The sequence below is a fragment of the Phenylobacterium sp. genome (genome assembly GCF_041913825.1).
Lineage (GTDB): Bacteria > Pseudomonadota > Alphaproteobacteria > Caulobacterales > Caulobacteraceae > Phenylobacterium.
In genome coordinates, this window is sequence record NZ_JAYSEO010000032.1 from 1 (window position 1) to 20,143 (window position 20,143).

The following is a 20,143-nucleotide window of genomic DNA, read 5'->3' on the forward strand; positions in this document are numbered from 1 at the left end:
CTCATGAGAACAAAAGAAGAACATGGGTCGGCGGGGAAGTCAAGGAAATGGAACCACGGGCGGCGCGGAAGGCGGCGGCACGGGGATTGCTGGGCGGTGGGAGAAAGGAGCGCCGCGATGGTTTCTCCGGTGGCCATCTCCGTCTTCAAGACCCTGCCCGTGCACCGGGCGGCGGTTCCGCGCCCGGTAGAACTTGCCCCGGCGCCCGGCAGCCTTGGCCCTGCGAGGACGCCGCCGGCGAAGGGACCGGCGCCGGCCGGGCCGCTGATGGCCGGCGCGACCGCGAGCCAGTTGATGGGCGTGCTGCCGGAGTGGACGGGCGGCGCCTCGGCGCTGGCGGCGGCGCGGGCGGCGGGGGCCTATGGCCTGGCCTCGATGCCGGAGGTGGCGACCCTGACGCCCACCGCGCCCAAGTGGGCCTACGAGGAGGTCTCGGGCCTGGGCTACTTCCCGGGCAACGTCAGCGCCAGCCCGGCCAGCATGACCGCCTACGTCCGCGAGGAGATCGCCGCCGCCCGGACCGCCGCGCGCGAGGAACGGCGGATGAGCGAGGCCGAGGGCGTCGAGGTCCGGCTGGCCTACGATCCGAACACCGACCAGGCGGTGGCGCTGCGGCCCGGCGACGCGGGCTACGACGAGGTCCGGGGCGCCCGGGCGGCGTTCGAGCGGATGCGCTGGGACGTCGGCCGGATGGGACTGAACGCGGCCGAGTTCGAGGACCTCCTCCGGCTCTGAGCGGCAAACCGTCCGGCGGGCGCCAATTGAGCAGGGCCGCGGACGCGGGGTCTGCTAGTGGGGGCGGCCCGGTGTTGGCGGGCGCCCAGCGTAGATCCTCTTCCGCATGAAGCCTTCCCCCTGGCCGCTCGCCCAGGCGGCCGCGACCGCGCCGCGCCCCCTGCCCTGGATCCGGCGGGCGCCCGGCGCGCCCTATTTCGTGGACGAGGACGGGCAGGCCTTCACGCCGGTCGGCCAGAACGACGCCATAAGCTGGGTCGAGCTGAAGGGCCTGCTGCGGCGGCGCGACGTGGCCGCGGTGGACCGGCACCTGGCCTGGCTCGCGGACCACGGGGTGACCGTGCTGCGGCTGATGCTCGAATACGCCCAGACCCAGACCTTCTACTTCGAGCGCAAGGCCGGCGTGTTCAATCCGGTCCTGGTGCAGCTCTGGGACGACCTCTTCGCGCTCTGCGAGCGGTACGGCCTGCGCATCCTGCTGACGCCGTTCGACACCTTCTGGACGTGGATCCGTTGGGAGCGCCACCCCTACAACCTCGCGAACGGCGGGCCCCTGGACCATCCGTCCCGCCTGCTGCTGTGTTCGGAGACCCGGTCGCTGATCAAGGCGCGGCTGCGGTTCGCGGCCGAGCGCTGGGGCGGCTCGGGCGCGCTGTTCGCCTGGGACCTGTGGAACGAGATCCACCCGGCCCAGGCGCAGGACACCACCGACGGGTTCGGCGAGTTCATCGCCGACCTGAGCGCGACGGTGCGCGAGTCGGAAACCGCGCGGTTCGGGCGGACGCACCCGCAGACGGTGTCGCTGTTCGGGCCGGAGCTGGTGCTGAAGCCGCACCTGGAGATGCGCGAACCGATCTTCCGGCACCCGGACCTCGATTTCGCGACCCTGCACATCTATGCCACCGGGGCGATCGACCATCCGAAGAACACCACCGACGCGGCGCTGGCCATGGGCGCGATCGTGCGCGAGAGCCTGGGCGAGATCCGCGACGGCCGGCCGTTCCTCGACACCGAGCACGGGCCGATCCACACCTTCAAGGACAGGCGCCGGACGCTGCCGGAGGCGTTCGACGACGAGTACTTCCGCCACATGCAGTGGGCGCACCTGGCGAGCGGCGGCGCCGGCGGCGGGATGCGCTGGCCGAACCGTAACCCGCATACGCTGACGCCCGGGATGCGGCGGGCGCAGGCGGCCATGGCCGGCTTCCTGCCGCTGATCGACTGGCCGCGGTTCCAGCGGCGGAACCTGAACGCCGAGATCGTCACCGGCCAGCGGCAGGTGGCGGCGTTCGGCTGCGGCGACGAGCGGCAGGCGGTGGTGTGGCTGATGCGGCGGGCGCCGCGCGCCCAGGCCGGGATGCTGGACCGGTCGGCGGCACCTGTGCGCGCGCTGGTCCGCGTGCCGGGGCTCGCGCCCGGACGCTACCGGGTGACGGCGTGGGACACGGTGGCGGGCGAGGTCACGGGGGTCGTGGAGGCCCAGGCGTTCGGCGACGCCCTCCGCTTCGAGGCGCCGGCCTTCGTGGGCGACATCGCTCTGGCGGTGCGGCGGGTGTGAGGAGCGTCGCCTCCTCTCCCCGCGGCCTGCGGCTCGGGGAGACGATCCTAACGGCCTCAGCCCTGGCGTTGGGCCCAGATCGACTCGGCGCGCGCCTTGAGGGCCTCGTTCATCTGGCCGAAGCCGCGGTGGATCGAGCGGCCGGCCTGGCGGAGCACGGTCTTGGCCATCAGGCCCTGGAACAGCTCGCCATTGTTGACGATGCAGCCGGTCTCGGAGAGCGCGTCGATCTCGATGAAGCGGACGGACTTCATCAGGCCGCCCATCATGGAGAGCCGCCAGTGGAGCTGCTCGTTGGGCACCCACTCCAGCACCACCGGCTGGATCTGCCGCTCGGGCTGGCCCGGCAGGGCGAGCGTCAGGTCGAGGGTCCCGCCGAGCGCGATGCGGCCGGCGGCGCGCGGGTAGAGCGGATTCCACTCGTGCCAGCGCTCGAGGTCGTAGATCACGTCCCAGATCACCTCGGCCGGGGCCTGGACGCCGATCCGCTGCTCGATGCGGATGCCGGACGGCCCCTTGGCCTTGGGCGGCGGGGTGACGCCGGTGGGCTGCGGGCCGGCGGCGGGGCCGCGCGCGCCGAACAGGCCGGACTTCAGTTGCGGGGGCGGGGTGAAACCCATCAGGCCTGTTCCTTGATCCTCCAGGTGGCGCCCGTCGGTCCGTCCATGACCTCGACGTTCAGCGCCGCCAGCTCCGCCCTTATACGATCCGCTTGCGGCCAATCCTTGGCGGCCCGCGCAGCTTGCCGCGCGGCGAGCAGCTCTTCCACCCTCGTCTTGAAGGCCTCGTCGGCGCCGCCCTGGAACCAGGCCTGGGGATCGCCCTGCAGGAAGCCCATCAGGCCGCCGGCGGCGACCAGCAGATCGCGGCCTTCGGCGGCCTGGCCCACGTCCTTGGCCATGACCGCGGCGCGGACCTGGTCGGCGAGCTGGAAGAGGGCGGCGAAGGCGCCGGGGGTGTTGAGGTCGTCCTCGAGCGCGGCGACCACGGCGTCGTAGGCGGCGAGCGCGGCCTTCGAGGCCCGCGCCCCGGCCGGCGGCTCGCCCGCGCCGGACAGGAAGCGGGCGGTGTCGTCCAGCACCCGGTAGAGGCGGTCGAGCGCGTTGCGGGCCTGGTCGATCAGCTCGCCGTTCCACTCGAGCGGCTGGCGATACTGGCCCGCCAGCAGCGCCCAGCGGAGCGCCTCGCCGGGGTAGTCCTTCAGCAGGTCGTGGGCGAGGGCGACGTTGCCCAGGCTCTTGGACATCTTCTCCTCGGCCATGTTGAGGAAGCCGTTGTGCAGCCAGAACGCCGAGTAGGTGTGGTCGTGGGTGGCGCAGACGCCCTGCGCCCGCTCGTTCTCGTGGTGCGGGAAGACGAGGTCGATGCCGCCGCCGTGGATGTCGATGGGCAGGCCGAGCGCCTGGTCGATCATGGCGGTGCACTCGATGTGCCAGCCGGGCCGGCCCGGGCCGAAGGGGCTCTCCCACTCGGGCTCGCCGGGCTTCGACGGCTTCCAGAGCACGAAGTCGGCGGGATGCTGCTTGTAGGGGGCGACGTCGACGCGGGCGCCGGCGATCATCTCGTCCATCGGCCGGCCGGACAGCTTGCCGTAGTCGGGGTAGGCCTGGGTGTCGAAGAGCACGTGGCCCTCGGCGGCGTAGGCCGCGCCGTTCTCCACGAGCTGGGCGATCATGGCGACGATCGCGTCCATGGTCTCGGTCACGCGCGGCTGGAAGGTGGGGCGCACCGCGCCCAGCGCCGCGGCGTCGGCGTTGTAGGCCTCCAGATAGCGGTCGGTGATGGCGGAGATCGGCACGCCCTCGTCGGCGGCCTTCCGGTTGATCTTGTCGTCCACGTCCGTGACGTTGGCGGCATAGAGGACGTGGTCCTCCCCGAAGACGTGGCGCAGCACACGGAACAGCAGGTCGAAGACCACCACCGGCCGGAAGTTGCCGATGTGGGCGTAGTTGTAGACCGTGGGCCCGCAGACATACATCGTCACCCGGCTCGGATCCCTGGGGACGAAGTCCCGCTTCTCGCGGGTCATGGTGTCGTAGAGCTTGAGGGGCATGGGACCTTCGGGTCGTCTCTCGGACTAACGCAGCGTGACGGTTGCCGCCGAGGGCGGCCTGCCCATATACAGATCGCCCGGACGGGAAGCCACGGTGCTGATCCCGCCCGCGAAGAAGGGTGGCCACGCGTCATTTCCGGGACCTTCGTCCCGGCGCAACTCAGCCCTGGAAAGAACCGCTCACCGACATGGATGCCCCTGCCCGCGACCGGACCCTGATCGGCTCCGACGAGCTGGAACCCGTCAAGCGCCCGACCCGTGAGGAGGCCATGGAGGCCGTCCGCACGCTCATCGCCTGGGCCGGGGACGACCCGCGCCGCGAGGGCGTGATCGATACGCCGAAGCGGGTGGTGGACGCCTATGCCGAGTGGTTCGAGGGCTACCGACTCGATCCGTCGAAGGAGCTTTCCCGCACCTTCGAGGACGTGCAGGGCTACGACGACATCGTCATGCTGCGCGACATCGAGGTGGAGAGCCACTGCGAGCACCACATGGCCCCGTTCCTGGGCAAGGCCTACGTGGCCTACATGCCGACCAACCGGGTGGTGGGGATCTCCAAGCTGGCCAAGGTCGTGGAGATCTTCGCCCGCCGTCTCCAGACCCAGGAGACCATGACCCAGCAGATCGCCGACGCCATCACCGACAGCCTGCGCCCGGCCGGCGTCGCCGTGCTGATCGACGCGGCCCACCAATGCATGACCACGCGCGGCGTGCACCACCGGCACGTCTCGACGATCACCACCCAGTTCACCGGCGTCTTCAAGACCGACCCGACGCTGCGCCAGCGCTTCCTGGACTTCGTGAACCGGAAGTAGCCGCCTTCCCTCCCCTTCGGGGGAGGTGGCGCGAAGCGCCGGAGGGGGTCGGCCGAGAACTCTCCGGTGCAGTTTCCCGGCGCGGCGCTATGCTGTGCCGGCAGGATCTGAGCTGACCCCCTCACCCGCTTCGCGGGAGCTCCCCCGAGGGGGAGCCACGGGAGTCTCCATGACCGGCTTTCCCACCGCTCCCGACAAGCGCGCCCTCGAGGAGGGCGAGGCGCTGACCCCCCGCTTCGACGCGGCCGGGCTGGTCGCCGCCGTGGCCACCGACGCCGACACGGGCGAGGTGCTGATGCTGGCGTGGATGAACGCCGAGGCGCTGCAGAAGACCATCGACACGGGCGAGGCCCACTACTGGAGCCGCTCGCGCCAGGAGCTCTGGCACAAGGGCGCCACCAGCGGCCAGGTGCAGCAGGTGGTCGAGCTGCGCGTGGACTGCGACCAGGACGCGGTGTGGCTGAAGGTGCGGCCGCAGGGCGACGGCGGCGCCTGCCACACCGGGCGGAAGTCCTGCTTCTACCGGGCGGTGGAGGGCGGCCGGCTGGTGGCCAGGCCATGACCGTGACGCAGGCGCTCGCGGCCTATGTGGTGGCGGCGGGGCTGCTGACGGTGACGCCCGGGCTCGACACCGCGCTGGTGCTGCGGACCGCGGCGGCGGAGGGGCCGCGACGGGCGGTGCTGGCGGCGCTGGGGATCAGCCTCGGATGCCTGGTGTGGGGCGCCGCGGTGGCCGTGGGCCTCGGCGCCCTCCTGGCGGCCTCGACGCCGGCGTTCACGGCGCTGAAGTGGGCCGGCGCGGCCTACCTCGTCTGGCTCGGCCTGAACCTGATCCTGAAGCCGCGGGCCCGGTTCGAGGTGGCCGAGGGGCCGGCGCGCGGCGGCTCGGGGCCGGCCTGGCTCCGGCGCGGCCTCCTCACCAACCTGCTGAACCCGAAGGTGGGCGTGTTCTACGTCTCGTTCCTGCCGCAGTTCCTGCCGGACGGCGCGCCGGCCGGGCCGTTCGTCTTCGGCCTGGCGGCGATCCATGCGGGGATGGGCCTGGCCTGGCTGGCGCTGCTCACGGCGGCCACGCGGCCGCTGGCGGGCGCGCTGAAGCGGGCGGCGGTCGTGCGCTGGCTCGACCGCCTGACCGGCGGGGTGTTCCTGGCCTTCGGCGTCCGCCTGGCGCTGGAGCGGCGCTAGCCGAGGGCCGAGACCCCCGTCCCCTCCGGCTTCGCCCGGAAGGTCTTCACGATGCGGGTGGAGAACTGCCGGTCGGTGATGGTGGAGACCGCCACCATGTCGGCGCGGGCCTCCTCGCGGGTCAGGGTCAGCAGGACGAAGCCCTTCGAGACCTGGTCGTTGAAGACCACTTCCCTGTTGGCCTTGGCGATCGGCTCGCCGGCGTTGAGGCCGGGGACCATCTCGCCGGCGCCGGGGCTGGTGATGCCGGTCGTGCCGAACTCGCAGGCGACGCGGCGGCCGGCGGCGTCGTGCAGCTCGTTGGCCCAGAAGGAATGGCTGTCGCCGGAGACGACGATGGGCCGGGCCTTGGCCTGCTTCACCAGGTCGTAGAGCCGCTCGCGGTCGGCGGGGTAGCCGTCCCACATGTCGAGGCCGACGGGGAGGCCGAGGTCGGCGAGCTGCTCGTAGCGCTTCAGGCGGCGCTGCATGCGGGCCGGCGCGGCGGCGCGCTGCTCGGGCGTCAGGTCGCGGCGCGGATCGGGCGGGAAGACCCGGGCCATCACCACCTGGTTGCCGAGCACCTGCCACGCGTGGCCGGCCTGCACCGAGCCGGCCAGCTCGCGGCCGATCCAGGCCTCCTGGGCCGGGCCCATCATCCGGCGGTTCGGGTCGTCCAGCTTCGCCCGGAAGGCGGCCACGTCGGGCTTGCCGTCCACCACCGGCAGGTCGGCCTCGAGGTCGAGCTGCTTGTCGCGGGCCCCGATGCGGGTCTCGATCATGATCAACTGGGCGAGGTCGCCGAAGCGGAAGGCGCGGCTGGAGGCCTCCACGAAGCCCTGACCGGCCGCCGGGTCGCGGATCGGCATCCACTCGAAATAGGCCTTGAGCGCGGCGGCCTTGCGGGCGTTCCAGTCGCCCTCGGCCGGCGGATTGTGGTTCTCCGCGCCGTTCAGGAAGCTGTCGTTGGCGGTCTCGTGGTCGTCCCAGGCCACGATCCAGGGGGCGCGGGCGTGCGCCGCCTGCAGGTCGGGGTCGGACTTGTACTGGGCGTGGCGGGTCCGGTAGTCGGCGAGGCTGACGATCTCGCGGTTCGGCTGGTGCGGCCGCTGGCCGGCGACCGGGCTGTCCATGCCGTAGGAGCCGGGGCCGCCGTACTCGTAGATGTAGTCGCCAAGGTGCAGCACCGCGTCGACGCGCGGCAGGTCGGCGATCGCCCGGTAGGCGTTGAAGAAGCCGTTCGGGTAGAGGCTGCACGAGGCGACGGCGAGCACCACGTCGCGCACGCCGCCCGCCGGCAGGGTGCGGGTGCGGCCCTCGGGCGAACGGACGCCGCCGGCCTCGAACCAGAAGCGGTACTCCTGGCCGGGCTGCAGGCCGGTGACGTCGACCTTGATCGTGTGGTCGCGCTCGGGACCGGTGACGCCCTCGCCGCTCCTGTCGCCGAGCCGCCAGCGGTAGGGCACCTGGCCGGAGGCCCCGCTGACCCGGGTCCAGATCACCACGCGGTCCTGCAGCGGGTCGCCCGAGGCGACTCCGTGGGCGAAGGCGAGCCTGCCCTGGGTCTGCGCCTGCGCGGGCGCCGCCGCGCCCACGCCCAGCAGCGCCAATGCCTTGCGTCGATCAATTCTCATGGCCGTTCCCCCGGTCTGCCGGCCGTCGTATAGCCGCAGCGACACAACAGGAGCATGACAGGGCATGTCGAAGGAAGGCCTCCACGTCCCGCGCGAGAAGCTCAGCCGCGACACGCTGAACAAGCACTACGCGATCACCTCGATCATCGAGGAGCTGGAGGCGGTCGACTGGTACCGCCAGCGGGCCGACGACTGCGACGACCCGGAGCTGAAAGCCATCCTGCTGCACAACGCCCGCGAGGAGCTGGAGCACGCGGCCATGGTGCTCGAGTGGCTGCGCCGCAACGACCAGGAAGCCCACGACCAGTTCGAGGAATACCTGTTCAAGGAAGGCTCCATCGCCGGCCACGAGGAAGGCGCCAGCGAGAAGCATGGCCTCTGAGGACGACCTCGAGGCCGATCCGGCCCCGGAGGGCGCGGGCGGCCTGCTGAGCGTCGAGATCGCGGCCGACCAGGCCGGCGAGCGGCTCGACAAGGCGCTGGCCAGGCGCCTGCCGGAGCTGTCGCGGGCCAGGCTGCAGGCGCTGATCGCCGAGCGCCGGGTGAGCTTCCAGGGCCGCCCGGTGACCGGCGGCTCGGGCAAGGCGCAGGCCGGGACCTATGCGGTGGACGTGCCGCCGCCGGAGCCGGCCGAGCCGCAGCCCGAGGCCATTCCGCTGACCGTCCTCTACGAGGACGCCGACCTGATCGTGCTCGACAAGCCCCCGGGCATGGCCATGCACCCGGCGCCGGGCAGCGAGGCCGGCACCCTGGTCAACGCGCTGCTGCACCACTGCGGCGACAGCCTCTCGGGCATCGGCGGGGTGGCGCGGCCGGGCATCGTCCACCGCATCGACAAGGAGACCTCCGGCGTGGTCGTGGCCGCGAAGACCGACGCCGCCCACCAGGGCCTGTCGGCCCTGTTCGCGGCCCACGACATCGAGCGGGTCTACGTCGCCTTCACCCGCGGCGCCCCCTACCCCACGCGCGGCACCATCGAGGGCGCCATCGCGCGCTCGACCAGCGACCGCAAGAAGATGGCGATGGTGAAGACCGGCGGGCGGCACGCCGTCACCCACTACAAGACCGAGCGCGCCTTCGGCCCGCAGGAGAAGCCGCTGGCGGCCCGGGTGGCCTGCCGGCTGGAGACCGGCCGCACCCACCAGATCCGCGTGCACCTGGCCAGCAAGGGGACGCCCTGCCTGGGCGACCCGGTCTACGGCTCCGGCTCCCCGGCGCCGGCCGTGCGCGCGGCGATCGCCGAGGCGGGGCTCGCGCGGCAGGCGCTGCACGCCGCGGTGCTGGGCTTCCGGCACCCTGTGACGGGGGAGGTCCTGCGGTTCGAGAGCCCGCTGCCCCCGGACATGGCCAAGCTCGAGGACCTGCTCAGCGCACTTTAGTCGCTCCAGCACAGGGGAGCTCCCGCGAAGCGGGTGAGGGCGTCGTCCGAGGCATTTGAGCGGACCCCCTCCGGCCCTTCGGGCCGCCTCCCCCATGGGAGAGGGACTCCTGAGCCGCCGCTCACGCCCTCCCGCGCCGCGCGTCGGGGGCGAGGAGACTGAGGACCACCGCCACCACCGCGAGGCTGGCGGCCAGGAACCGCGGGTCGTGGGCGGCGCCGAACATCGGGAGGGCGAAGGCGGCGACGTTGTCCAGCGCGTGGAACAGGGCGACGGCGAAGACGCTGCGGCCGGCGCCGAAGTAGAGCCGCGTCATCACCACCCGGCCGATGAGGATGTTGAGGCCCTGCCAGGCGATCCAGTCCCAGGTTCGGCCGGCCTGCAGGAACGGGATCACGTGCCAGGCCGCCCAGAAGGCGCCGAGCCGCAGGGCGGCGCCCAGCTCGCCGAACCGGCGGGCCAGCGGCTCGATGGCGAAGCCGCACCAGCCGAGCTCCTCGCCCAGCCCGCCGACGAAGAAGGCCACGAGCATGGCCGCCAGCACCCAGGCCGGCGCGCCGGGCCCGGGGCCCGCACCCTGGACGAGCCAGGCGGCGAGCCCGAGCGCGGGCATCAGCAGGATCAGCAGGGGCCAGGCGGCCCGGCCGCGCATCCGTCCGGCGTCGCCCGCGCGGGCGAGGAGGCCGAGCAGCGCCGCCCGCCCGCCGGAGCGCGTGGCCAGGAGGGCCGCGGCCAACGCCGGGGTGAAGGCCATGAGCGCGCTGACCGGCAGGCCGGGCAGCACCTGGACGGGGGCGAGCCAGCCGAGGATCCAGAACGGGAGCGACAGCGCCAGCACGAGGCCGAAGAAGGGGGCGACCCCCTCCCCGTCGCCGGTCGTCGCGCGCAGCCGCCCCATGAGACCAGCCTAGCAGGCGGCGCCGGACGGCCCTTGCGCGGGATCAACCGGCGGCGGCGGCGGCCAGCTTGGCCACATCCAGCTTGACCATCTGCAGCATGGCGGCGGTGACGCGCTGGACCACGGCCGGGTCGGGGTCTGTCATCAGGTCGACGAGGCGCTGGGGGACCACCTGCCAGGAGAAGCCGAAGCGGTCCTTGAGCCAGCCGCACTGGCTCTCGCGTCCGCCGTCCTGAAGCAGCATCCGCCAGTAGTAGTCGACCTCCGCCTGGTCCTTGCAGCGGATCTCCAGGGAGACCGCCTCGCTGAAGGTGAACAGCGGCCCGCCGTTGATGCCGACGAAGGGCTGGCCGTCCAGCTCCCACTCGACGGTGACCACCGTGCCGGGCGCGCCCGGTCCGGCCTCGGTGTAGCGGGCGATGCGGCCGACCTTCGAATTGGGGAAGATCGAGACGTAGAAGTTCGCCGCCTCCTCGGCGTCGGCGTCGAACCACAGGTTGGGGGTGAGCCTCGGCATGATGATCCTCCTGTTCCGCCCCAAGGACGCACGGAACCACCCCGTGCCGACAGGGGCCCGAACGAACCAGAGCTTTGCTGATGGAGACCGGAGTTTTCTTCGCCTTGAAGGCGCCACGGTCGGGGCGTAGAAGTCCCACTAGAGCAGTCGGACATTCGGGCCATTCCTCCCAAGAAAGGGCCCTAGCTTCACCGCAACCTCGTACCTATCTGAATGGTTGGAGGGGGCGGATGGTCCTTGCGCCTGGTCGCGCCATGACCCGAACGTCCGGGAAAATTTTGAGGGGATAGTCCATGGCCGCGAACGCGCTTGCCGTGATGTCGCCGGAAGGCGGCCTCAGCCGGTATCTCTCGGAGATCCGGAAATTCCCGATGCTGGCCAAGGACGAGGAGTTCATGCTCGCCAAGGCCTGGCAGGAGCATCAGGACCCCGAGGCGGCCCACCGCCTCGTCACCAGCCACCTGCGCCTCGTGGCGAAGATCGCCATGGGCTACCGGGGCTACGGCCTGCCGATCGGAGAGGTGATCTCCGAAGGCAACGTCGGGCTGATGCAGGCGGTGAAGAAGTTCGACCCGGACAAGGGCTTCCGGCTGGCCACCTACGCCATGTGGTGGATCCGGGCGTCCATCCAGGAATACATCCTGCGGAGCTGGTCGCTCGTGAAGATGGGCACCACCGCGGCGCAGAAGAAGCTGTTCTTCAACCTGCGGAAGGCCAAGTCCGAGATCGCCGCCCTGCAGGAGGGCGACCTGCGCCCCGACCAGGTCAGCCAGATCGCCACCAAGCTCGGCGTGCTGGACGAGGAAGTGGTGAGCATGAACCGCCGGCTGTCCGGCGGCGACGCCTCGCTGAACTCGCCGCTGCGCGCCGACTCCGAGAGCGAGTGGCAGGACTGGCTGGTGGACGAGGACACGCCGTCCCAGGAGAGCCTGGTGGCCGAGCAGCAGGAGAAGGGCATCCGCATGAGCCTTCTCGAGGAGGCGATGGCCGAGCTCACCGAACGCGAGCGGCACATCCTCACCGAGCGGCGCCTGAAGGACGAGCCCACCACGCTGGAGGAACTGGCCTCGCAGTACGGCGTCAGCCGCGAGCGGGTCCGCCAGATCGAGGTCCGCGCCTTCGAGAAGCTGCAGAAGTCCATGCGGGCCGCAGCCGAGGAACGGAACCTGGTCGACGCCTGAGGCGTCGGAATCGAGAGACGAAAGGCGCGCCGGGCGACCGGCGCGCCTTTTTCATTGGCGGGGCGCGGGAGCTCAGGCCTCTGCGTGGTCCTGAAGGCGTCTCAGTCCTAGAGATGCACCACGCGGCGGTCGTCGTGGCGGGGCATGTAGGCCAGCAGCGGCGCGGCGCGGCGCTCGAAATCGGCGGCCTTGAGGTCGGCCTGGCTGCGCGCCTCGAAGAGGAAGTGGTGAAAGGCGGTGGCGGCCTCCACCAGCCGCTGGTCACCCAGGGTGCGGCCGGCCTCCAGCAGCTCGTCGGCCTGGACCGAGAGGGCGCGGAGCGCCTGCCGGCGATCGTCCTCCACGGCCTCGACGGCCGACTTCACGATCTTCAGCGCCTGGGCGATGCGGGCCGCCTCTGGCGTGGTCTCGGTGTCGGTGTGGCGCTTGAGCGGGCCGGCGTAATCGCCCGAGTTGAACCGCCTGCGGTCGGGTCCGACGTAGGCCACCGCCTCCACCCAGTCGCGGCGGTAGAGGGTGACGGCCTCCAGCCGCTTCACCAGGTCCTTCACGGTGAAGGGGCGGCGCAGGAACTCGTGTACGCCGGCGTCGCGGGCGGCCAGGATCGCCGCGGCGGTGGCCTGGCCGGTCAGCAGGATGACGGGGGCCTTGCGGCAGGCGAAGTCCGAGCGGCGCAGCTTCCGGGTGAAGGCGATGCCGTCCACCTTCTCGGCGGCCAGCTCGCAGAAGATGATCTGCGGGTTGACCTTGTCGGCCAGCTTCAGCGCCTTGTCCGTGGTGGGCGCGGTCCACACCTCGGGCTTGGCGACGCTGCGCATCTGGTCGCCGATGACCCGCGCGCCGGTGGGCTGCGGGTCGACGACCAGCACGCGCGACAGCATCGGCGCCATGCGCTGGACGGTCTTGTTGTCGTTGATCGCAAACACGGCGGTTCCCCCAACGGCAACGCTTAGCTTGCGCTGGTAAAGAACGCCTTGACGTGACGGGGTTCGGCGAGCGGCCCCGTCAGTCCTGGAACGGGTCGCGCATCAGGATGGTGTCGTCGCGCTGCGGGCTGGTGGAGAGCAGGGCCACCGGGGCGCCGATCAGCTCCTCGATCCGGCGGACGTACTTCACCGCATTGGCCGGCAGGTCGCGCCAGGAGCGCGCCCCCTGAGTGGTCTCGCTCCAGCCGTCCATCTCCTCGTAGACGGGGGTGAGCTCGGCCTGGGCCTTCAGGCCCGCGGGGAGGTAGCCGATTTCCTGGTCGCCCTGGCGGTAGCCGGTGCAGATCTTCAGCTTGGGCAGGCCGTCCAGGACGTCCAGCTTCGTGAGCGCCACGCCGGCGATGCCGTTCAGCGCCACCGACTGGCGCACCAGGGCGGCGTCGAACCAGCCGCAGCGCCGCGACCGGCCGGTGACCGTGCCGAACTCGCGGCCCACCGTGCCCAGGTGCTGGCCCACCTCGTCGAACAGCTCGGTGGGGAACGGCCCCTCGCCCACGCGGGTGGTGTAGGCCTTGACGATGCCCAGCACATAGCCCGGGCCCTTGGGGCCGAGGCCGGAGCCGGCGGCAGCCTGGCCGGCCACGGTGTTGGAGGAGGTCACATAGGGATAGGTGCCGTGGTCGACGTCGAGCAGCGCCCCCTGCGCGCCCTCGAACAGCACCCGCCGGCCGGCCTTCACCACCTCGTCCAGCAGCAGCCAGGCAGGCCGGGCGTAGGGCAGGATCTTCGGGGCCATGGCCTCGAGCTCGGCCAGCAGGGCGGCGCCGTCGTACTCCGGCAGGCCGAGGCCGCGGCGGAGCGGGGTGTGGTGGGCGAGCAGGCGGTCGATCTTGGCCTCCAGCGCCTCGCGGTCGGCGAGGTCGGCGACCCGGATGGCCCGGCGGCCCACCTTGTCCTCGTAGGCCGGGCCGATGCCGCGGCCGGTGGTGCCGATCTTGTTCTTGGCGGCGGCCTCGCGCGCCTGGTCGAGATCGCGGTGCAGGGGCAGGATCAGGCAGGCGTTGTCGGCCAGGACCAGCAGGTCGGGCGTGATCTGGACGCCCTGCTCGCCGATCGTGGCGATCTCCTTGAGGAGGTGCCAGGGGTCGACCACGACGCCGTTGCCGATCACCGACAGCTTGCCCTGGACCACACCGGACGGGAGCAGGGAGAGCTTGTAGGTCTGGTTGCCGACCACCAGGGTGTGGCCCGCGTTGTGGCCGCCCTGGTAACGCACCACCACGTCGGCGCGGTTGGACAGCCAGTCCACCAGCTTGCCCTTGCCCTCGTCGCCCCACTGGGCCCCGATGACGGTCACATTGGCCATGGATACGATCCTCCGACCTGCCCGGGAGGAGGCCCACCGCCCTTCGACAGGTGCTCGACGGGGGGCCTGGGATCGATTGTCGGCGGGGGATTAGAGCAATGGGGCGGCGGGTTCAAGGGTGGGGGCTGCGGCATCCCTCCTCCCCCCGAGCCGCAAGCCGAGGGGAGAGGAGGCGCTGGGACTAGCGGCCACGCGCCCGCCGGGAGTATCACGCCCGCATGGACATCCCCCGCTTCCACCTCGCCTTTCCTGTTCGCGACCTGGAGGAGGCCCGCGCGTTCTATGGCGGGCTGCTGGGCTGCCCGGAGGGGCGGTCGAGCCCGGAGTGGATCGACTTCGACTTCTACGGCCACCAGATCGTCGCGCACCTGTCGCCGGACGAGGCGGGCCACAAGGCGACCAATGCGGTGGACGGCCACGACGTGCCGGTCCGCCACTTCGGCGCGATCCTGACCCTGCCGGAATGGGAGGCGCTGGCCGAGAAGCTGCGGGCCGCCGGGACGCGGTTCGTCATCGAGCCGAACATCCGCTTCAAGGGCCAGCCCGGCGAGCAGGCGACCATGTTCTTCCTCGACCCCTCCGGCAATGCGCTGGAGTTCAAGGCCTTCGCCGATGACGCCATGGTGTTCGCGAAATGAACGCCGTCGTCCCCACCATCACCCTGGCCGACATCGAGGCCGCCGCCGTCCGGCTGAAGGGCCAGGCCGTGGAGACGCCCCTGATCGAGAGCCCGGCGCTGAGCGAGCGGCTGGGCCTGCGGGTGCTGATCAAGCCCGAGACCCTGCAGCGGGTGGGCGCCTTCAAGTTCCGCGGGGCCTACAACCGCCTCGTCCAGCTCAGCGAGGCCGAGCGGCGGGTGGGCGTGGTGGCGTTCTCGTCCGGCAACCATGCGCAGGGCGTGGCCCTGGCGGCGAAGCTGCTGGGCATCCCGGCGGTGATCGTCATGCCGGCCGACGCCCCGAAGGTGAAGGTGGAGGCGACCAAGGGCTACGGCGCCGACGTGCGGTTCTACGACCGGCTGGGCGGCAAGACCCGCGAGGCCATCGCCGCCGAGATCGCGCAGGAGCGTGGCGGCGCGGTGGTCGTCCCGGCCTTCGACGACCCGCACATCGTGGCCGGCCAGGGCACGGTGGGGCTGGAAATGGTCCGCCAGGCGGCGGCGCTGGGCGCGACGCTGGACGCGGTGATCGCGCCGATCAGCGGCGGCGGCCTGCTGGCGGGTATCGCCACCGCGGTGAAGGCGCTGTCGCCGAAGACGGCGATCCTGGGCGCCGAGCCGGCCGGGTTCGACGACACCCGCCAGTCGCTGGCCAAGGGCGAGCGGGTGACGATCAGGCCGCAGGGCCGCTCCTACTGCGACGCCCTGGAGAGCCCGTTCCCGGGGGAAATCACCTTCCCGGTCATGCGCCGCACGGTGGCCGAGGTGGCGGCGGTGACCGACGCCGAGGTGGCCGAGGCCATGCGGGTGGCGTTCGCGACGCTGAAGCTGGTGGTCGAGCCGGGCGGGGCCGCGGGGCTCGCCGCCCTGCTGGCCGGCAAGGTGACGCTGGCGGCCGGCGCGTGCGTGGGCCTGGTGCTCTCCGGCGGCAACGTCGACCCGGAGTTCTACGCCCGGGTGCTGCGCGGCGAGGCGTGACCGGATCCCCCTCTCCCGGAGGAGAGGGGGCCGGGATCAGAGCCGGTCCTCGGGCAAGGGCCGGAGCGGCGGCTCGCGCGGGGTGATCAGCTTGGCGGCGCGCGGACGGATCCAGTTCTCGAAATCGTCCACGAAGCGGTAGACCACCGGCACCAGCACCAGCGACAGCAGGGTGGACGTGATCAGGCCGCCGATCACCGCCACGGCCATGGGCTGGCGGAACTCGGCGCCCTTCTCGAGCGCGAAGGCGGTGGGCAGCATGCCGGCGGCCATGGCGACCGTGGTCATGATGATCGGCCGCGCCCGCTCGCGGCAGGCCTCGATCAGCGCGTCGTGCTGGCTCATGCCCTCGCGCTCGCGCTCGATGGCGTATTCCACCAGCAGGATCGAGTTCTTCGCCGCCAGGCCCATCAGCATCAGGAAGCCGATCAGCGAGGGGATCGACAGGCTGAGGTTGAAGATCAGGAGGCCGATGAACGCCCCGCCAACGGCCAGCGGCAGGGCCGCCAGGATGACGATCGGCTTGAAGAAGCTCTGGAAGAGCAGCACCAGCACGGCGAACATCAGGAAGACGGCGGTGGCGAAGGCGACCACGAAGCCGCCGAACATCTCCTGCATGGCCTCGGCGTCGCCGATGGCGCCCGGCTTCACGCCCTTGGGCAGGTTCTTCATGATCGGCAGGTCGTGGACGGCCTTGGTGGCCTCGCCAAGCTCGACGCCGTCGGCGAGCTCCGCCTGGATGGTCACCTGCCGCTGGCGGTTCAGGCGGTCGATCCGGGCGGGGCCGGCCTGGAACTCCACGTCGGCCACGGCGCCGAGCGTCGTGGAGCCGCCGGTGGCGGTGGCCAGCCGGAGCTGCTTGATCTGCTCGATGTCGGCGCGCGCGTTCTCCGGCAGCCGGATGCGGATGGGGATCCGCCGCTCGCCCTCGTTGAGCTTGGGCACATTGGCCTCGATGTCGCCGACGGTGGCCACGCGGGCCGCCTGGGCGATGGCGGCGACCGAGACGCCCAGCCGCGCGGCTTCGTCGGGCCGGGGACGGATCACCACCTCGGGGCCGACCGGCGGGTTGGCGGGCCTGGGGTCCACCACCTCGTCGACGCCGCGCATCTGGCGCTCGAGCTCGAGGGCGGCGCGGTCGAGGGCGGCCGGGTCCTGGCCCGTGAGCACCTGCTGGAAGCCGGCCGAGCCCTGGAAGTCGAGGAAGTTCAGCCGCACGTCGGGGATGGCGGCGATCTGGGCGCGGACCCGGTCCTTCAGCTCGTTGCCGCTGACGCCGCGGTCGGGCCGCAGCAGGATGGTCATGGTGCCGGAGCGGACGTCGCTGGCCCCCGGCCCGCCGCCGGGGCCGAAGTTGGCCACGGTGGAGCCCACCTGGGTGAAGACGTCGGTGACCTCGGGCTGGGCCTTCATGACCCGGGTGACCGCCTGGGTCGCCGCCTCCATGTCCGTGAGCGTGGCGCCCGGCGGGCCCTGGACGTTGACGTAGATGTAGTCGGGGTCGCCCGGCGGCTGGAAGCCCTGCGGCAGCAGCGGCACCAGCATGACCGAGCCGATGAACAGCACCAGGCCGATGAGCGCGGCCACGACGCGGTGGCCGAGCGCCCACTCGAGGGCGTCGCGGTAGAAGCCGGTGAACTCCTTGCGCTCGTGCGGCTTGACCGACGGCTTCAGGAAGTAGGCGGCCATCAGCGGCGTCACGAGGCGGGCCACCAGCAGGGAGAACAGCACGGCCACGGAGACGGTGAGGCCGAACTCCTTGAAGAACTGGCCAGGGATGCCTGGCATGAAGCTGACCGGGGTGAACACCACGACGATGGCGAAGGTGGTCGCGACCACCGCCAGGCCGATGGCGTCGGCGCCCTGCAGGGCGGCCTGGAACGGGCGCATCCCGCGGGCCACCCGCTTCTCGATGTTCTCGATCTCCACGATGGCGTCGTCGACCAGGATGCCGATGACCAGGGTCAGGGCCAGCAGGGTGACGAGGTTCAGGGAGAAGCCCGCCAGCTTCATCACGAAGAAGGTGGGGATCAGCGAGATCGGCATGGCGAGCACGGTGATCAGGGTCGCCCGCCAGTCGCGCAGGAACAGCAGCACCACGAGCGCGGCCAGCACCATGCCCTCCAGCAGCACGTGCTGGGTGGCGCGGAAATTGGCGCGGGTCTCGTCCACCGAGGCGTAGATCTTGGTGAACTTCACCCCCGGATAGGTCTGCTCCATCTGCCGGAGCTTGACGTTGACCGCGTCCTCCACGTCGACGTCGGAGGCCTCCTTGGTCTTGGCCACCTGGAAGCCCACCACCGGCCGGCCGTTCAGGCGCGCGAAGCCGCGGGGCTCGGAGGCGCCGTCGCCGATCTCGGCCACGTCGGTCAGGCGGACATAGCTGCCCGTGCCGGTGGGGATGGTCATGTTCCGCAGTTGGGCGACGGTCTCCACCGAGCCCAGGACGCGCAGGGTCTGCTCGCGGCCGCCGACCTCCAGCCGGCCGCCGGGGGCGTCGAGCTGGAAGCTGGCCAGCGCATTGTTGACCTGGGCCGCGGTGAGGCCGCGGGCGGCCAACCGCGTCGGGTCGACGATGACGTTGATTTCGCGGGCCACGCCGCCCACGCGGGTGACCTGGGCCACGCCGCTGGCGGTCTGCAGCTCGCGGCTGATGGTGTCGTCGACGAACCAGGAGAGCTCCTCGTCCGACATGGTCTCGGCCGCCACCGCGTAGGTGATGATCGGGAAGGCGCTGTCGACCTCCACCTGAGTGATCTGCGGCTCGTCGATGTCGCGCGGCAGCACCTGGCGGGCCTGGTCGATCTTGGCCCGGACCTCGTCGGTCTTCTTCTGCAGGTCCTCGCCCATGTTGAACTGGATCGAGGTGGTGGAGACGCCCTGGGTCACCACCGACTGGACGTTGTCGACGCCGGTGATGCCGGCGATGGCGTCCTCCACCGGGCGGGTGATCTGGGTCTCCATCTCGCCGGGCGCGGCGCCCGACTGGGTGACGGTGACGGCGACCACGGGGAACTGGATGTTCGGGAACTGCTTCACCGGCAGGCCGGCGTAGGCGATCAGCCCGCCGATCAGCAGGCCGATGAACAGCAGGGCCACCGGGACCGGGTTGCGGATCGCCCAGGCGGATATCGGGAAGTGGGACGGATTTCCGGCGTGATGCTCGCTCATCGCGGGGCTCCGGCGGCGGGACGGGCGGCGGCGGTGGGGGCGGCGGCCGCGGCGGGCGCCGCCTGGGCCTGGGCGCGGCCTTCGGTCGGCCGCACGAGGTCGCCGTCGAGCAGGAAGGAGGCGGCGTTCTGGACGACACGGGCGCCCGGCGGCGGGCCGCGCAGGATCTCCACCATGCCGCCGCCGCGCTGGCCGGTCTGGACGGCCACGCGGCGGACGCGGTTGTCGGCGCCGACGACCATGACGCTCGCGCCGTTGGCGTCGTAACGGATCGCCGATTCCGGCAGCGAGAGCACCTGGGCGCCGACGTCGTCGAACACCGCGCGGGCGAAGCCGCCGGCCCGGATATCGCTGCGCACCGGCAGGGTCAGGCGCACCACGCCCAGCTTGGTCTGCGGGTCGATCTGCGGGCTGACGATGCGCACCGTGCCCGGCGCGGTGGAGCCGTTGGGCAGGGTGACCATCGCGCGCTGGCCGGGTCGGATGCGGGCGAGGTCGTCCTGGGAGACCTGGGCGGCGAGCTCCACCTGGCCCTCGCGGGCGAGGCGGAACCAGGGCGTCGCCCCGCCGGCCGACAGGTCGCCCGGCCGCACGGTGCGCTCCAGCACCAGGCCGGAGACGGGCGCGGTGACGCTCATCTTGCGCATCCGGGTCTGCAGGTCGCGCAGGTTGGCCCGGGCCACCTGGGCCTGCAGCCGGCGCTGGACGATCTGTTCGTTGGAGAGCACGCCCTGGCCCTCGAGGCCCTGGACGCGGCGGGCCTGGTCCTCGGCCTGGGCGGCCTGGGCCTCGGCCTGGGCCACCTGGGCCTGCAGCAGGGCGGGGTCGAGCTGGACCAGGGTCTGGCCGGCGCGGACGTAGTCGCCCACGTCGGCGAGCACCCGCGAGACCCGGAAGCCGGTGACCTCGGGCATGACCGCGGCCTCCTCGCGGGGCAGCAGATCGCCGGAGGCGCTGAGCGAGCCGGACATGGCCCGCGGCTCGAGCCGCACCACGGTGACCGCGCGGGCGCCCTGCGCCTGGGCCGGCTGGGCGGGCTCGGGGCGGTGGCACCCGGCGAGCGCCACGGCGGCGGCCAGCGGGACGAAGGCGAGATGAGAGCGTCTCATG

19 protein-coding genes are annotated in these 20,143 nt (G+C 71.9%); 10 read left to right on the forward strand and 9 right to left on the reverse strand.

Going from position 1 to position 20,143, the window contains the following annotated elements; all coding sequences use genetic code 11:
- Positions 1-117 precede the first annotated feature (117 nt).
- Entirely contained in the window at positions 118-735 is a 618-nt protein-coding gene (locus ACE3Q8_RS20525) for a hypothetical protein (RefSeq protein ID WP_374472412.1), read from the forward strand.
- A gap of 106 nt (positions 736-841) precedes the next feature.
- On the forward strand, positions 842-2,293 hold the full coding sequence (locus ACE3Q8_RS20530) for a hypothetical protein (protein WP_374472414.1): 1,452 nt from the start codon (positions 842-844) through the stop codon (positions 2,291-2,293).
- Positions 2,294-2,349: 56 nt separating this feature from the next.
- Here ACE3Q8_RS20530 and ACE3Q8_RS20535 read toward each other — a convergent pair whose 3' ends face one another.
- Together ACE3Q8_RS20535 and cysS are read right to left on the reverse strand one after the other, a co-directional pair.
- Positions 2,350-2,913, reverse strand: a complete 564-nt coding sequence (locus ACE3Q8_RS20535; RefSeq protein WP_374472416.1) for an SRPBCC family protein — start codon at positions 2,911-2,913, stop codon at positions 2,350-2,352.
- Positions 2,913-4,346, reverse strand: coding sequence for a cysteine--tRNA ligase (gene cysS / locus ACE3Q8_RS20540; protein WP_374472418.1), 1,434 nt, complete (start codon positions 4,344-4,346; stop codon positions 2,913-2,915). Before cysS ends, ACE3Q8_RS20535 begins: the two co-directional genes overlap by 1 nt.
- Positions 4,347-4,534: 188 nt before the next feature.
- Here cysS and folE point away from each other — a divergent pair, with 188 nt between their 5' ends.
- The 3 genes from folE (at position 4,535) to ACE3Q8_RS20555 (ending at position 6,346) form a co-directional block, all read left to right on the forward strand.
- A complete protein-coding gene (folE, locus tag ACE3Q8_RS20545; protein ID WP_374472420.1) occupies positions 4,535-5,161 on the forward strand; it encodes a GTP cyclohydrolase I FolE in 627 nt (208 codons plus the stop codon).
- A gap of 169 nt (positions 5,162-5,330) precedes the next feature.
- Entirely contained in the window at positions 5,331-5,723 is a 393-nt protein-coding gene (gene hisI, locus ACE3Q8_RS20550; protein WP_374472422.1) for a phosphoribosyl-AMP cyclohydrolase, read from the forward strand.
- Entirely contained in the window at positions 5,720-6,346 is a 627-nt protein-coding gene (locus ACE3Q8_RS20555; RefSeq protein WP_374472424.1) for a LysE family translocator, read from the forward strand. The genes hisI and ACE3Q8_RS20555 overlap by 4 nt, the downstream gene beginning before the upstream one ends.
- On the opposite strand, the gene ACE3Q8_RS20560 is transcribed toward ACE3Q8_RS20555, so the two are convergent.
- The gene (locus ACE3Q8_RS20560) at positions 6,343-7,959 is read right to left on the reverse strand and encodes an alkaline phosphatase (RefSeq protein WP_374472425.1); all 1,617 of its coding nucleotides are present in this window, start codon (positions 7,957-7,959) and stop codon (positions 6,343-6,345) included. The genes ACE3Q8_RS20555 and ACE3Q8_RS20560 overlap by 4 nt on opposite strands.
- A gap of 64 nt (positions 7,960-8,023) precedes the next feature.
- On the opposite strand from ACE3Q8_RS20560, the gene ACE3Q8_RS20565 reads away from it, so the two are divergent.
- Both ACE3Q8_RS20565 and ACE3Q8_RS20570 read left to right on the forward strand, forming a co-directional pair.
- Entirely contained in the window at positions 8,024-8,341 is a 318-nt protein-coding gene (locus tag ACE3Q8_RS20565) for a ferritin family protein (protein WP_374472427.1), read from the forward strand.
- Entirely contained in the window at positions 8,331-9,338 is a 1,008-nt protein-coding gene (locus ACE3Q8_RS20570; protein WP_374472428.1) for an RluA family pseudouridine synthase, read from the forward strand. The genes ACE3Q8_RS20565 and ACE3Q8_RS20570 overlap by 11 nt, the downstream gene beginning before the upstream one ends.
- A gap of 121 nt (positions 9,339-9,459) precedes the next feature.
- Here ACE3Q8_RS20570 and ACE3Q8_RS20575 read toward each other — a convergent pair whose 3' ends face one another.
- Together ACE3Q8_RS20575 and ACE3Q8_RS20580 are read right to left on the reverse strand one after the other, a co-directional pair.
- Positions 9,460-10,236, reverse strand: coding sequence for a CPBP family intramembrane glutamic endopeptidase (locus ACE3Q8_RS20575; RefSeq protein ID WP_374472429.1), 777 nt, complete (start codon positions 10,234-10,236; stop codon positions 9,460-9,462).
- A gap of 43 nt (positions 10,237-10,279) precedes the next feature.
- Positions 10,280-10,753 (reverse strand): VOC family protein, encoded by a 474-nt coding sequence (locus ACE3Q8_RS20580; protein ID WP_374472430.1) that lies wholly within the window; start codon positions 10,751-10,753, stop codon positions 10,280-10,282.
- A 293-nt stretch (positions 10,754-11,046) separates the two neighbouring features.
- Here ACE3Q8_RS20580 and rpoH point away from each other — a divergent pair, with 293 nt between their 5' ends.
- Positions 11,047-11,934, forward strand: coding sequence for an RNA polymerase sigma factor RpoH (rpoH, locus tag ACE3Q8_RS20585; RefSeq protein WP_374472432.1), 888 nt, complete (start codon positions 11,047-11,049; stop codon positions 11,932-11,934).
- Between the two features lie 107 nt (positions 11,935-12,041).
- Here the strand turns inward: rpoH and ACE3Q8_RS20590 are convergent, their stop codons facing one another.
- Positions 12,042-12,860 (reverse strand): PleD family two-component system response regulator, encoded by an 819-nt coding sequence (locus ACE3Q8_RS20590; protein WP_374472433.1) that lies wholly within the window; start codon positions 12,858-12,860, stop codon positions 12,042-12,044.
- A 79-nt stretch (positions 12,861-12,939) separates the two neighbouring features.
- Positions 12,940-14,226: an adenylosuccinate synthase gene (locus ACE3Q8_RS20595; protein ID WP_374472434.1), complete on the reverse strand. Its 1,287-nt coding sequence runs from the start codon at positions 14,224-14,226 to the stop codon at positions 12,940-12,942.
- Between the two features lie 218 nt (positions 14,227-14,444).
- Between ACE3Q8_RS20595 and ACE3Q8_RS20600 the strand changes: the two genes are divergently transcribed.
- Both ACE3Q8_RS20600 and ACE3Q8_RS20605 read left to right on the forward strand, forming a co-directional pair.
- Complete coding sequence (locus ACE3Q8_RS20600; RefSeq protein ID WP_374472435.1) at positions 14,445-14,864, forward strand: VOC family protein; 420 nt, start codon at positions 14,445-14,447, stop codon at positions 14,862-14,864.
- Positions 14,861-15,862 (forward strand): threonine/serine dehydratase, encoded by a 1,002-nt coding sequence (locus ACE3Q8_RS20605; RefSeq protein ID WP_374472437.1) that lies wholly within the window; start codon positions 14,861-14,863, stop codon positions 15,860-15,862. Before ACE3Q8_RS20600 ends, ACE3Q8_RS20605 begins: the two co-directional genes overlap by 4 nt.
- Positions 15,863-15,898: 36 nt before the next feature.
- Here the strand turns inward: ACE3Q8_RS20605 and ACE3Q8_RS20610 are convergent, their stop codons facing one another.
- Positions 15,899-19,033, reverse strand: a complete 3,135-nt coding sequence (locus ACE3Q8_RS20610; RefSeq protein WP_374472439.1) for an efflux RND transporter permease subunit — start codon at positions 19,031-19,033, stop codon at positions 15,899-15,901.
- Positions 19,030-20,142, reverse strand: a complete 1,113-nt coding sequence (locus ACE3Q8_RS20615) for an efflux RND transporter periplasmic adaptor subunit (RefSeq protein ID WP_374472440.1) — start codon at positions 20,140-20,142, stop codon at positions 19,030-19,032. The genes ACE3Q8_RS20610 and ACE3Q8_RS20615 overlap by 4 nt, the downstream gene beginning before the upstream one ends.
- Position 20,143: the final 1 nt, after the last annotated feature.